The 12819-nt window shown below is 64.7% G+C and carries 11 protein-coding genes; 5 read left to right on the top strand and 6 right to left on the bottom strand.

What is annotated here, in order from left to right:
- Window positions 1–90 precede the first annotated feature (90 nt).
- From CEJ45_RS07555 to folK, 5 genes are all read left to right on the top strand, one after another.
- Window positions 91–1173, top strand: coding sequence for an AI-2E family transporter (locus tag CEJ45_RS07555; RefSeq protein ID WP_088754565.1), 1083 nt, complete (start codon window positions 91–93; stop codon window positions 1171–1173).
- 123 nt (window positions 1174–1296) lie between these two features.
- Window positions 1297–2013, top strand: coding sequence for a DnaA regulatory inactivator Hda (gene hda, locus CEJ45_RS07550; RefSeq protein ID WP_034338369.1), 717 nt, complete (start codon window positions 1297–1299; stop codon window positions 2011–2013).
- The gene (locus CEJ45_RS07545) at window positions 2010–2693 is read left to right on the top strand and encodes a histidinol-phosphatase (protein ID WP_088754564.1); all 684 of its coding nucleotides are present in this window, start codon (window positions 2010–2012) and stop codon (window positions 2691–2693) included. The genes hda and CEJ45_RS07545 overlap by 4 nt, the downstream gene beginning before the upstream one ends.
- A complete protein-coding gene (pcnB, locus tag CEJ45_RS07540) occupies window positions 2690–4309 on the top strand; it encodes a polynucleotide adenylyltransferase PcnB (protein ID WP_088754563.1) in 1620 nt (539 codons plus the stop codon). The genes CEJ45_RS07545 and pcnB overlap by 4 nt, the downstream gene beginning before the upstream one ends.
- Window positions 4310–4314: 5 nt before the next feature.
- A complete protein-coding gene (folK, locus tag CEJ45_RS07535) occupies window positions 4315–4800 on the top strand; it encodes a 2-amino-4-hydroxy-6-hydroxymethyldihydropteridine diphosphokinase (protein ID WP_088754562.1) in 486 nt (161 codons plus the stop codon).
- A 15-nt stretch (window positions 4801–4815) separates the two neighbouring features.
- On the opposite strand, the gene CEJ45_RS07530 is transcribed toward folK, so the two are convergent.
- The 6 genes from CEJ45_RS07530 to CEJ45_RS07505 form a co-directional block, all read right to left on the bottom strand.
- Window positions 4816–6078 (bottom strand): EAL domain-containing response regulator, encoded by a 1263-nt coding sequence (locus tag CEJ45_RS07530; protein ID WP_088754561.1) that lies wholly within the window; start codon window positions 6076–6078, stop codon window positions 4816–4818.
- Window positions 6056–7249, bottom strand: a complete 1194-nt coding sequence (locus CEJ45_RS07525; RefSeq protein ID WP_088754560.1) for a protein-glutamate methylesterase/protein-glutamine glutaminase — start codon at window positions 7247–7249, stop codon at window positions 6056–6058. The genes CEJ45_RS07530 and CEJ45_RS07525 overlap by 23 nt, the downstream gene beginning before the upstream one ends.
- Entirely contained in the window at window positions 7246–8028 is a 783-nt protein-coding gene (locus CEJ45_RS07520; RefSeq protein WP_420913289.1) for a CheR family methyltransferase, read from the bottom strand. Before CEJ45_RS07520 ends, CEJ45_RS07525 begins: the two co-directional genes overlap by 4 nt.
- 124 nt (window positions 8029–8152) lie before the next feature.
- Window positions 8153–8728: a chemotaxis protein CheW gene (locus CEJ45_RS07515; RefSeq protein ID WP_088754558.1), complete on the bottom strand. Its 576-nt coding sequence runs from the start codon at window positions 8726–8728 to the stop codon at window positions 8153–8155.
- Between the two features lie 105 nt (window positions 8729–8833).
- Window positions 8834–10654: a methyl-accepting chemotaxis protein gene (locus CEJ45_RS07510; protein WP_088754557.1), complete on the bottom strand. Its 1821-nt coding sequence runs from the start codon at window positions 10652–10654 to the stop codon at window positions 8834–8836.
- Window positions 10655–10695: 41 nt separating this feature from the next.
- Window positions 10696–12720, bottom strand: a complete 2025-nt coding sequence (locus CEJ45_RS07505) for a chemotaxis protein CheA (RefSeq protein ID WP_241517300.1) — start codon at window positions 12718–12720, stop codon at window positions 10696–10698.
- Window positions 12721–12819 lie beyond the last annotated feature (99 nt).

Below are 12819 nucleotides of genomic sequence, written 5' to 3'. Positions count from 1 at the left end.
AGTGAAGACGGTAAAATAGGGGATTCAGGGCCGAAGTACCCCTGCCAGGCCGTGATTTTAACAAAACCGACACCCGCGAACTCCGAATCCATGCCTTTTTCTTTGTCCGAAGAGCAAAAACAGAACCTGGTGTGGCTGATTGTCGGCATTTTGCTGTTGGCGCTTCTGGTGGCGCTGGGCCCGATGCTCTCGCCCTTCGTCGCCGCCGGCATCATCGGTTACGCGCTCAACCCCGGCGTGGACTGGATCGCCAGCCGCCGCATCGGCCCGTTGCGCATCCCGCGTTTCGTCGGCGTGACCATCATGGTGCTGCTGCTGATCCTGGCCGGACTGGCGCTGGTATTGATCGTGGTGCCCTTGGTATTGCGCCAGATCCCGCTGCTGCAGGCCCAGGTGCCGCCGCTGCTGGACAAGTTGAACGCCTTCCTCTCGCCGCGCCTGCACCAGCTGGGCATCGACGTGCGGCTGGATCTGGCGGGCATCAAGGCTTTGCTCACGCAACAGATCAGCACCAGTGGCGACGAGCTGTGGAGTTCGGTGCTGGCCTCGGCCAAGGTCGGGGGCACGGCACTGCTGGCCTGGCTGGCCAACCTGCTGTTCGTACCCATGGTGCTGTTTTACCTGCTGCAGGACTGGCATCCCTTCCTCAAGCGCCTGCAGATCATGATCCCGCGCCGCTGGGCCGGCCGCGTCAATACCATGGCGGCCGAGGTCGACAGCCTGCTGGGACAGTACTTGCGTGGACAATTGCTGGTGATGCTGGTGCTGGCGGTCTATTATTCGGTTGCGCTCACTGCAGCCGGATTTGACAGCGCCCTGCCGGTGGGCGTCCTGACGGGCCTGCTGGTGTTCATCCCCTATGTGGGCTTCGGCCTGGGGCTGGTGCTGGCGATCCTGGCGGCCATCCTGCAATTCGATGGCGCCATCGGCTTGCTGTGGGTGGCTCTGATTTATGGCGTGGGACAGGTGCTGGAAAGCTTCATCCTCACGCCCAAGCTGGTGGGCGAGCGTATCGGCCTGCACCCGCTGGTGGTGATTTTCGCGCTGCTGGCCTTTGGCCAGCTGTTCGGTTTTGTCGGCGTGCTGCTGGCGCTGCCGGCCTCGGCCATTGTCTCGGTGATCGCCATGCACGTGCGGCGCGAGTATCTGGCCAGCAATTTTTACAACCGTTGAAGAGTTTATGATCGATCACAGCCTCCCTGCCCTTGCAGGACGCTGCGCAGGCTCGGGCGCTTGGCGCCGTCCTGCATTAACTGGCCGCAAGCAGCTTGCGGCCTTCGTAGCTGATAGCCACCGATGAAACAGATTCCGCTCGATTTGAGCGCGGACCAGCCGCAGAGCTTCGACAGCTTCGTGACCGGCCGCAACGCAGAACTGCTGGAGCGCTTGAAGCTGCTGGCCACGGCCGGCGTGGACAAATCCATCCAGACCGGCAGCGCCAGCACCGACCGCTTCATCTATCTCTGGGCCGAAGCCGGCGCCGGCAAGACCCACCTGCTGCACGCCCTGGCCACCAAGGCCGGCCAGGAAGGCAACCGCGCACGACTCATCAGTGCCGACTCCCCGGAGTCGGCCTTCGACTATAGCCCGCAGACCAGCCATTACCTGCTCGATGACGTCGATCAACTGTTCGAGGAACAGCAGATCGCCGCCTTCAACCTGTTCAACCAGATCCGTGAACAGGGCGGCTGCATGGTCTGCACCGGCACCCTGCCCCCGACCCGCCTGGAGCTGCGCGAAGACCTGCGCACCCGGCTCGGCTGGGGCCTGATCTACCAGGTGCACGACCTGTCGGACGACGAGAAGATCGCCGCCCTGCTGCAGATCACGCTGGACCGCGGCCTGGAAATTCCCCCGGCCGTGATGATGTACATGCTCACCCACTACCGGCGCGACATGCCCTCGCTGTCGCGCATGCTCGACGCGCTGGACCGCTACTCGCTGGCCACCAAGCGCGCCATCACCCTGCCCTTGCTACGCGAACTGTTACAACAGGAATCCGGAGAACAATGAACCTCGCCCTTTTCGATCTCGACCATACCCTGCTGCCGCTCGACTCCGACCACGAGTGGGGCGAATTCATGGCGCGCATCGGCGCCGTGGATGCCGACAGCTTCCGCAAGGCCAATGACGAATGGTTCGCCCATTACCAGAACGGCACGCTCGATCCGGTGGCCTACCTGGAGTTCGCGCTGGGCAACCTGTCGCGCTTCCCGCGCACGCAGCTCGACGAGATGCACCTGCAATTCATGGACGAAGTGGTCAAGCCGGCCATCCTGCCGCAAGCCGTAGCGCTGGTGAAGAAGCACCTGGACGCCGGCGACCTGGTGGCCATCGTCACCGCCACCAACCACTTCGTGACCAAGCCGATCGCTTCGCACTTCGGCGTGGAGCACCTGATCGCCGCCCTGCCCGTGCTCGATGACGCCGGCAACCTCACCGGCAAGCTCGACGGCACGCCGACTTTCGGCCCGGGCAAGATCGTCCACACCGAAGCCTGGCTGCAACGCCTGGGCTTCAAGCTGGACCAATTCGAGCGCAGCTATTTCTACAGCGATTCGCAGAACGACATTCCGCTCCTGGAACGGGTGACCGATCCGATCGCCACCAACCCCAACGACAAGCTGCTGGCGCATGCCCAGGCGCGCGGCTGGCCGGTGCTGAACCTCTTCGCCGACGGCCACGCGCAATGATCAAGAAACTGATTCGCTCCATTCTCGGGCGCGGCAAGGCTGCCGCAGCCGCGGGTGCCGAGCCCGTGAAGAAAACGCGCGCCAAGGCCGCTGCCGCAGGCGGCAAGATCGACCCCGATGTGCTCGGCCCCAAAGAGCATGGCATCGATCCGGCACTGGTCTCGCCCAATGCCGTGCGCGTGACGCAGACCCTGCAGGGTGCGGGCTACAAGGCCTTCATCGTCGGCGGTGCGGTGCGCGACCTGCTGCTGGGCATCAAGCCCAAGGATTTCGACGTGGCCACCAACGCCACGCCCGAACAGGTCAAGCAATTGTTCCGCCGGGCCTTCATCATCGGCCGCCGCTTCCAGATCGTGCATGTCATGTTCGGACAGGAACTGATCGAAGTCACCACCTTCCGTGGTGCCTCGGCCGAAGCCGCGCCCAAGGATGAACATGGCCGCGTGCTGCGCGACAACACCTTCGGCGAGCAGCATGAAGATGCCACCCGCCGCGACTTCACCATCAACGCGATGTACTACGATCCGGCCAGCCAGGCCGTGCTCGATTACCACGGCGGCATCGCCGACATCCGCGACAAGAAGCTGCGCATCATCGGCGAACCCGAAGCGCGCTACCGCGAGGACCCGGTCCGCATGCTGCGCGTGGTGCGCTTCGCAGCCAAGCTCAAGTTCACCATCGATCCGGCCAGCAGCGCGCCGATCCGCGTGATGGCCCCGCTCATCGACAACGTGCCGGCCGCCCGCGTGTTCGATGAAATGTTGAAGCTGCTCATGAGCGGCCACGCGCTGGCCTGCCTGCAGCAGCTGCGCAAGGAAGGCCTGCATCACGGCCTGCTGCCGCTGCTGGACGTGGTGCTGGAACAGCCGCTGGGCGAGAAGTTCGTCAGCCTGGCGCTGGCCAATACGGACGCTCGCGTCAAGGAAGGCAAGGGCGTCTCGCCGGGCTTCCTGTTCGCCTCGCTGCTGTGGCACCAGGTGCTGGAGAAGTGGCGCGCCTACCAGGCTGCCGGTGAGTATCCGATTCCCGCCCTGCATCTGGCCGCCGATGACGTGCTCGATGCCCAGACCGAGAAGCTGGCGCTGCAACGCAAGATCGCCTCCGACATGCGCGACATCTGGGCCATGCAGCCGCGCTTCGAGCGCCGTGTCGGCAAGGCCCCGTACAAGCTGCTGGAACACCTGCGCCTGCGCGCCGGTTTCGATTTCCTGCTGCTGCGCTGCCAGTCCGGTGAACTCGATGCCGAACTCGGCGAATGGTGGGAAGCCTTCATCGCCGGCAATGGTGCCGAGCGCGAAGAACTGATCGCCCGCAAACCGGCCGATCCTGCCGGCAGCAGCGCCGCGCCCAAGAAACGCAAACGCCGTGGCGGACGCAGCCGCAGCAAGTCGGCGGGGGACACCGTTGATACCGTTGACACCAGCGACAGCGGCAGCGAGCAGGAAGCCAGCGCCCCAGCGCCGGTGCGCGCACGCGCCCCCAAGGAAGCGGCCGAGACGCCGGTTGAACCGGCTGAGGGCGGCACGGCTGAGGCGCCCAAGCGCCGTCGCCGTCGTCGCAGCAGCGGTAGCGCAGGCGGTGCCGGTGGTGAGGGCGCGCCGGCAGGCGACGACTGAACAGCGTGGCATCGTCCTCCACGCAAGCCTGGATCGGCATCGGTGGCAACCTCGGCGACGCCCGCGCCACCGTCGAAGAAGCCATCGCCCACCTGGCCCGGCTGCCGCAGTCGCAGCTGCTGGGCACGTCTTCGCTCTATCGCACCGCGCCCATCGATTCCAGTGGCGACGACTACGTCAATGCCGTCGCACTGGTCTCCACGTCGCTGACCGCGCTGGAACTGCTGCATGCGCTGCAGGCCATCGAGCTGCAGCACGGGCGCGAGCGCCCTTACCGCAATGCCCCGCGCACGCTGGATCTGGATGTATTGATGTATGGAGAGGCAGTGCTGGAGGATGAAGAACTGATCGTCCCGCATCCCCGCATGGCGCAGCGGGCCTTCGTGCTGGTGCCCATGCTGGAGATCGATGCGCAGGTACAGATTCCGGGACTGGGTGCGGCGCGCGATTACCTGGACGCGATCAGCGACCAGCCGATCAGCCGGCTGTGAGTTGAACCAGGCCGCTCAGGCCGTCCCGCCTGTAGCCGCACCCTTGCCCAGCGGCCGCAATTCATTGAGCCGGCGATGATGGCCCTTCAGCCACAGCGGCAATTCATTGGCCGGCATGGGCTTGCCGATCAGGTAGCCCTGTCCAAGGATGCAACCGAAGTCCTGCAGCAGGCGCCAGTCTTCCATCGTCTCCACCCCTTCGGCCACCGTCACCAGGTCCAGCCGCTGCGCCATGTCCAGCGCGGACTGCAGGATCACGCGCAAGTTCTTGCGGTCATGCGCACCGTGGACGAAGGAGCGGTCGATCTTCAGTTCGGTGAAAGGGATGCGCGCCAGTTGCTGCATCGACGAAAAGCCGGTGCCGTAGTCGTCAATGGAAAGTCCGAAGCCCTTCAGGCGCAACCGCGCCAGCATGCCCAGTGAATTGCCCTTGTGCGCCACCACCGAGCTTTCGGTGATTTCCAGCACCACGTTTTCGGCCGGCAGGGCGTGCTTGTCCACCAGTTCCAGGATACGCCGCAGGAAATCCGGCTGCTCCAGCGACAACGGCGACAGGTTCACCGCCACCTTGATCGGCAAACCCCGGCTGTGCCAGACAGCTGCCTGCGCCATCGACTGGTCCATCATGCTGATGGTGAGATCATGGATCAGGCCGGACTGCTCGGCCAGCGGAATGAAGCGGTCCGGCGGAATCATGCCGCGCTCCGGATGCACCCAGCGGGCCAGCGCTTCCACGCCCTTGAGGATGCCGGTCTGCACATCCACCTTGGGCTGGAAATACGGCAGCACCTGGCCACCACCGATGGCCGTGCCGAGGTCGCTTTCGCACATGGACGGCTGGGGATCATCATCGGCGTGGACACCACCGCCATGCGGACGGAAGGATTGCAAGGCAGCGCGCAGCTGACCCTGGTTGAGCGGCTTCTGCAGCACGCCGATCAGGTTCATGCCCAGGGCGTGGATCATGGTTTCCACCGACAGCAGCAGCGAAGTCTCGCGGCTGGAGGCGACGATGAGGGGAATGTCGATACCCTGCAGCTGCAATTGCTGGATCAGTTCGATGCCATCCATGCCCGGCATCTCCAGGTCGATCACCACCAGGCCCGGCGGCAGCTTGAGCAGCGCCAGCAGATCCAGCGCCTCGTTGCCGTTGCCGGCCTCGTAAATCAAATCGACGCCCAGCTCCTGCAGCAGCGACACACTGTGCTGGCGCTGCAGGGCACTGTCATCGACGACCAGCGCGGATTCGATCAGCTCATTGAGGTTCTCTAGAGGCATATTGTTCTATCACGGCGGAGATATGATCGAGCGGGAGGACGTCACCGACGCCACCCATGTGTATCGCTTCTTTCGGCATGCCGAAGACCACGCTGCTGGCCTCGTCCTGGGCATAGGTGGCGGCGCCGCAATCGGCCATTTCCCGCATCCCCCTTGCGCCATCGTCCCCCATGCCGGTCATGATGATGCCCACTGCATTGCTGCCCGCGGCCTTGGCCGCAGAGCGGAACAGCACATCCACCGAAGGCTTGTGCCGGCTCACCAGCGGGCCATCCAATGTTTCCACGTAATACTGCTGTCCGTCCCGCCGCAGCACCAGGTGCTTGCCCCCGGGAGCAATGAGCACCCGCCCCGGCAGCACCAGGTCGAGATGCTCGGCTTCCTTGACCTCGGCGCCGGAAATGCGGTGCAGCCGTTCGGCAAAACTGCGGGTGAATCGCTGCGGCATGTGCTGCACCACCACGATACCCGGACAGCGGCGGTCCAGTGGCTTGAGGACCCGCTCCAGCGCCTGCGGCCCCCCGGTCGAGGCGCCGATGGCGACGATGCGCGCGGTCGGCGGACGATAGCCATCCTCCAGCCCCGGCGCTGGCAATACCGCATCGGCGGTATGACGCTGCAGCACCGCAGCCCATCCCGCATCATGCAGCATTTCCGGTGCGGCTGCTTTGACCGGGCGCAGCTTGAGCACGGGTGACACGGGCCGTGTCGCCTGCGCAGCGCCGCTGGTGAAGCCTTCGGCCGCGCCCCGCGCGCCATGGCCGGTCAGGGCGGCAGCGCGGATGGCAGTAGCCAGTTCGGCCACCGCTTCATGAAGAAAATCGCGTACACCCAATTGCGGCCGGGCAATCACCGCCACGGCACCCGCGGCCAGCGCTTCAGCCGTCACGCCGCCAGTGCCACCGGCCCGGGCACTGCACATGATGACCGGCGTCGGTCTGGTGGCCATGATCTGGCGCAGGAAGGTGATGCCATCCATGCGCGGCATTTCGATGTCGAGCAGGATCACGTCGGGCCACTCCTGCTGCATCTTGCGCAAGGCGAAGACCGGATCAGGCGCGGTCCCGATGACGCGGATGTCGGCGGTCTGGGCCAGCAGCTGCTGCACCAGCTGGCGCACCACCGACGAATCATCGATGACCATCACGCGGATGGTGGCGGGTGCGCTCATGGCGGCCTCCGGTAGATGGAGGGCGAGTGCATCAGCAAGTCCAGCGCCATGCCGTGCAGCGATTCCGAATGGCCCACGATCAGGTAGCCGCCGGGACGCAGGCGCGCGATCACGTCGCGCAAGACCTGCAGCTTGGTATCGCAGTCGAAATAGATGATGACGTTGCGCAGGAAGATCAGGTCGTACAGCCCGTCATCATGTTCATGCAGCGCGGTCAGGTTGCGCTGGGCGAATTCGACCTTGGCGCGCAGGTCGGCCTGTACCAGGAAATGGCCCTCGTAGTCGCCGGTACCGAGCAGGCAATAGCGACGCAGGTACGCGCGGGGGATATTCTGTCCGCGCGCCATGGGATAGAGCGCGCGGCGCGCGAAGCGCAGGACCCGGGTACTGATGTCCGAACCGAATACCGACCAGCTGCCTGCGGGCCGGTGATTGTCCAGCAACATGGCCAGGGAATAGGCCTCTTCACCGGTGGCACTGGCCGCGCTCCAGACACGCAGGTGCGCCTGATCGCGCCAGAGCGGCAGCAGTTCCCGCGTCAGGAAATCGAAGTGACTCTGTTCACGGAAGAAATAGGTTTCATTGGTGGTGATGAGATCGATGGCGCGCTGGCGTTCCTCGGCACCATCCGCATCACTGATGAGGCGATGGTACTGCGCCAGTCCGCGCAGCCCGAGTTCGTTCAGTCGATGGCTCAGGCGGCTTTGCAGCAGGGCCTTTTTCGACAAGGGCAGGTGCAGTCCGATGTACTGCTTGAACAACTGCTGGAACAGCAGCATGTCCTGGTCGCTCACCTCGGCCTCCGCCACCGTACCGGCAACCCCAGAAGCAGGAGCGGCCGGGCCCGCAGCACTGTGGCCCACGCCCTTCCTGCTTTCCAGCTTGCCGGTGCTGACCATGGCGCTACTGCCTTTCCGCTTCTGCCGACAGTACCGGCACGCCGCCCAGCGCATCCTCGGCACTCATGCCCAGGAGGCTGGCCAGTTCATCCACCGACAGCACGCGCTGCACGTCCAGCACGACGATGAAGCGTTCGCTGACGTTGATCATGCCCTCGATGAAATCGGCACGGATACCGGCGCCAAAGGACGGACGCGGTTCGATGTGATCCACGCCGATGCTCAGCACCGCACTGACCGCATCGACCATCACGCCCAGCAGCAGCATCTGCTCGTCCTGCACCAGTTCCATGATGATGATGCAGGTGCGCTTGGCCTCCACCGTGGGCGCACGACCGAAGCGCACCGACAGGTCGATCACCGGCACCACCGAGCCGCGCAGGTTGATCACCCCGCGCAGGAAATCGGGCATCAACGGCACTTCCGTGAGACCGCCGAATTCGATGATCTCGCGAATGCTCCCGATCGGCATGGCAAAACTCTCGCTGCCGACCAGGAAGGTCAGGAACTGGCGGCTCTCGATGACTTCTTCCTGCTGCCGCTTGCGACTGGATTCGCCATTCAACGAAACGCTGGGCATGGCCTCTTCTCCTTGCTGCCGCGATCCCCTCGCGGCGAATTGGTGCGTGCGCAGCTCGCAGGCTGCGCGGAACAACGGGACATGCGCACTGCCATGGCGAACCGCTCAGAAACGCTTGAACGCGGATTCGTCCACGCCAGGCGCATCTTCTTCCACATCCAGCATCGACAGGCGGCGCGTACCCTCTCGCTTGCCCTGCGGGGCGCTGCGCGCGCGCTTGCCCTGCCGCTGGTTGGTTCCCGGCAGGTCGCCCGCGCCGCCACGTACATCGCGCTTCTGCATGTCTTCAACGCGGAAGAAGCGCATCAGGTCCTGCAGGTGGATAGCCTGGGCACTCATCTCTTCGGAGGTCGCCGACAATTCCTCGGAGGCCGATGCGGTCATCTGCGTAGTCTGCGCCATCTGGTGCACGGCATTGTTGATCTGTTCCAGGCCGGTCGACTGTTCTGCCGAGGCAGCGGCGATCTCCTGTACCAGGTCGGCGGTCTTGCGGATCGAGGGCACCATCTGGTTGAGCAGGCCGCCGGCCTTTTCGGCCAGGCCCACGCTGTTCTCGGCCACTGCGATGATTTCCTGCGCGGCCGTCTGCGAGCGTTCGGCCAGCTTGCGCACTTCGGCGGCGACCACGGCAAAGCCCTTGCCATGCTCACCGGCACGTGCGGCCTCAATGGCGGCGTTCAATGCCAGCAGGTTGGTCTGGTAGGCGATGTCATCGATGATGCCGATCTTGCTGGCGATCTGCTTCATCGCGGCCACCGTCTCGCGCACCGCTTCACCGCCTTCGGTGGCGGCATTGGCCGAGAGGCTGGCGATGCCATCGGTGGTGCGGGCATTGTCGGCATTCTGGGCGATGGTGGCGGTGATCTGTTCCACCGAGGCGCTGGTCTCCTCGACATTGGCCGCCTGCTGCGAAGCATTGTGCGAAAGCGCCTGCGAGGACGAGGAAATTTCTTCCGAGGCCGAAGCCAGTGCGCTGGCTGTACCGCTGACGTCACCGATGACGTCGGTCCACTTGTTGACCATCTGCTGGGTACTGTAGAGCACGCTGACCTTGTCGTTCTTGCGCAGTGGTACGGTGACCGTGAGATCGCCCTCGGCCACGCGGCGCAGCACGCTCATGGCGTCACGCGGCTCGCCACCGATCTGGGCACGGATGGTGCGGTAGGCAAACCCGAGGCAGACGAACAGCACCACCACCGAGGCGGTGAGCAGCCAGAAAATCTTCTGCTCCAGTTCGGCATAGTCGCGGCCGGCCTTGAGCACGCGCGCCTGGGTGCGCTCATCGACCTGGCGCAGGAAGTCGTTGATCGGGGCCATCACGCGGCCGAACAGGGCGCGGTAGGCCTGGTCGAATACCAGTTCCTGCGCCATGGCCTGGTTGGGCGCACCGACCACGGTGAACTTGCCCTCGCCATCATCGAACTCGCCCTTGACCGCGTGGAAGGCGGTGATCTCGATGCGCGAGAGCTGGTCGGCCAGCTTCAGCGCTTCCTGCATCTTGGCCAGTTCCTGTTCGGTGAAACCGGCGCGCTTCATCAATTCGCTCAGCGGCACCGTTTGGGCGCCCGCCTCCACCGGCAGCTTGCGGGCAGTGACCAGGTCCCAGTTGAAGCGGTCATAGTTGGAGGGGCGCGCGCGCTTGCCGTTGCGGATGTCGAGGATCATGTAGTACCGATCCTCGTCGTTGGGGTCGCCCGTGGTCACGTAGGCGCGCGCGAACTTGGTCATGTCCTCGGTGGTGCGGCGCAGTTCGTTGGCCAGCGCGGCCGAGTCATAGCGCGACTGGTGCGCATGTTCGAACGCCGTATTGGCCTGCTGCAGCGTATCGATAAGACTGATCACCACCGCCACCAGGATGGACAGGACTACCCCCAGCCAGATGAAGATCTGCTTGATGCTCATCCTGTTGGTCATCGATTCTTGCATGCTCGCTTCCCCTCGTGGTGCGGGCGCATCGCCGGCGCCCGTCATGGCGCCGCCGCCACGCTGCGTTCGGCGTAGGCCGCCGTATTGCCTTGTTCCTGCTGCTGGGTATGCTGCACCAGGTGCGGAATATCCAGGATCAGCGCGACTCGCCCATCGCCCAGGATGGTCGAGCCGGACAATCCCTTGACCTTGCCGAAGAGCCGCCCCAGGGGCTTGATCACCGCCTGGCACTCACCCAGCAGGCCATCGACCAGCAGCCCGGCGCGCAATTGTCCGTACTGGACGATCACCAGGCTCTTGCGTGCGCGCCCCTGCTCGCGCGCCGGCAAGTCGAACAGTTCGCGCAGCGGCACGAAGGGCAAGGGTTCGCCACGCACCGCGACGATATGACTGCCGCTCTGGCGGGGCGGCATGTCGATGCATTCCACCACCATGTCCAGCGGAATGACGAACACCGCATTGCCCACCACCACCTGGAAACCGGAGATGATGGCCAGCGTCAGCGGCAGGCGGATGCGGACCACCGTGCCACGGCCGGGTTCGGTATCGATGGCGACCTCGCCCTGCAGGGCATCGATGTTGCGCTTGACCACGTCCATGCCCACGCCACGCCCGGAAAGTTCGGTGACCTGCGCAGCGGTGGAGAAACCGGGCTCGAAAATGAAACGGTAGACCTCGGCATCGCTCAGTTCTGCGTCCGGTGCCGCCAGTCCCTGCGCGATGGCCTTCTCCAGGATGCGTGCGCGATCCATGCCCCGGCCATCGTCCATCACTTCCACCAGCACGCTGCCCGATTCATGCATGGCATTGAGCCGCAGCGAGGCCTTGGGCGGCTTGCCGGCGGCGATGCGCTCGGCCGCCGGCTCGATGCCGTGGTCGATGGCGTTGCGCACAATGTGCATCAGGGGATCGGCCAGGCGTTCCACCATGGATTTGTCCAGTTCGGTATCCGAACCCGTCATGGTCAGCTCGATGTCCTTGTCGAGATCGCGGGCGATGTCGCGCACGATACGCGGGAAGCGCTGGAACACTTCATTGATCTGCACCATGCGCAGCGTGAGCGCGGCATCGCGGATCTGCTCCATCAGGCCGTCGATGGCCTGTGTGGCTTCCTCGAACTGGCTATCCTTGCGGCGACGCGCGATCAAGCGGGCACTGGCGCCGGCAATGACCAGCTCGCCCACCAGGTCGATCAGCTGGTCCAGCTTGGACACTTCGATCTTGATGAATTTCTGTTCCTGCGCGCGCCGCTCGTCCAGCGGGCGCGGACGCGCACCCGCGACAGGAACGGCCACCGGCACCGCCTCGGCGGCGGCTTCCTCCAGGGTCGCCGCGCCGAGGCTGCGCCATTGGACTTCACTGAACAATGCCAGGCTGCGCCACTGGCCCACCAAGCGGGCCGCATCCTCGCGTGCCAGGCGCTGCAGCACGGTCGCATACGCCGACAGGGGACTCTGCGGTGCCAGGATGTCGATGCGGCTGTCATCGCGCACGAATTCGAAGACGTCCTCCAGCGTTTGGCGGGTGGAGTCGGAGGCCAGGCAGATCTCCATGCCCAGGTAGCAGCTTTCGGCATCCATGGCGCCGGCCTCGGGTAGACCCGCCTCCACCGGGAGGATGGCGACGATACGCCCCAGCGACCGCAGGTAGTGCAGGAACGATAGCGGATCCAGGCCATCGCGCAGGACGTTCTCGTTGAACTGCAGCGACAGGTGCCAGTAGGGGTAATCGGCCGCAGCCTGCAGGGCAGCATCGACCTCCATCCCCCCGGCGTTGGCATCGGCAAGCGCATCGCTGGCGAACCGGAGAGCGGTTCGGACCGGCTCGCTGGCGATGGCTTCGCCAGGTGCCGCGGCCGTCTGCGCCACCTCGGCCAGCTCGGCCAGCAACGCGGCACGGCGTTCGGCATTGGGCTCTTCGGCTTCCTGGTTGCATTCGATGGCGTCGACCAGTTCGCCGATGTAATCGCCACACTGCAACAGCAGCGACATCAGGTGCGCGTTCAGGGGCAGGCGTTCTTCGCGGACCAGGTCCAGCACATGCTCCACCTGGTGGGTGAACTGCACGATGCTTAAAGTGGACCCCGAATTTGAGACACTGATTTAAGCTGTCGTCCTGGAAGGGATGACGAGAATGAGTGAAGCAAAGAAGAAGCGAAATAGCTA

Origin of the sequence: Herbaspirillum aquaticum, from assembly GCF_002213425.1 — a bacterium.
In the GTDB taxonomy this organism is placed as follows: Bacteria; Pseudomonadota; Gammaproteobacteria; order Burkholderiales; family Burkholderiaceae_D; genus Herbaspirillum; species Herbaspirillum aquaticum.
This window is presented reverse-complemented; position numbering and strand designations above follow the sequence as displayed.

Excerpts from the sequence above, each read along its gene's own strand:
- hda (WP_034338369.1), top strand. The coding sequence starts at position 1,297 with ATGAAACAGATTCCGCTCGATTTGAGCGCGGACCAGCCGCAGAGCTTC.
- pcnB (WP_088754563.1), top strand. The coding sequence starts at position 2,690 with ATGATCAAGAAACTGATTCGCTCCATTCTCGGGCGCGGCAAGGCTGCC.
- CEJ45_RS07515 (WP_088754558.1), bottom strand. The coding sequence starts at position 8,728 with ATGCCCAGCGTTTCGTTGAATGGCGAATCCAGTCGCAAGCGGCAGCAG.
- CEJ45_RS07545 (WP_088754564.1), top strand. The coding sequence starts at position 2,010 with ATGAACCTCGCCCTTTTCGATCTCGACCATACCCTGCTGCCGCTCGAC.
- CEJ45_RS07525 (WP_088754560.1), bottom strand. The coding sequence starts at position 7,249 with ATGAGCGCACCCGCCACCATCCGCGTGATGGTCATCGATGATTCGTCG.
- CEJ45_RS07555 (WP_088754565.1), top strand. The coding sequence starts at position 91 with ATGCCTTTTTCTTTGTCCGAAGAGCAAAAACAGAACCTGGTGTGGCTG.
- CEJ45_RS07530 (WP_088754561.1), bottom strand. The coding sequence starts at position 6,078 with ATGCCTCTAGAGAACCTCAATGAGCTGATCGAATCCGCGCTGGTCGTC.
- CEJ45_RS07520 (WP_420913289.1), bottom strand. The coding sequence starts at position 8,028 with ATGCTGCTGTTCCAGCAGTTGTTCAAGCAGTACATCGGACTGCACCTG.
- CEJ45_RS07510 (WP_088754557.1), bottom strand. The coding sequence starts at position 10,654 with ATGCAAGAATCGATGACCAACAGGATGAGCATCAAGCAGATCTTCATC.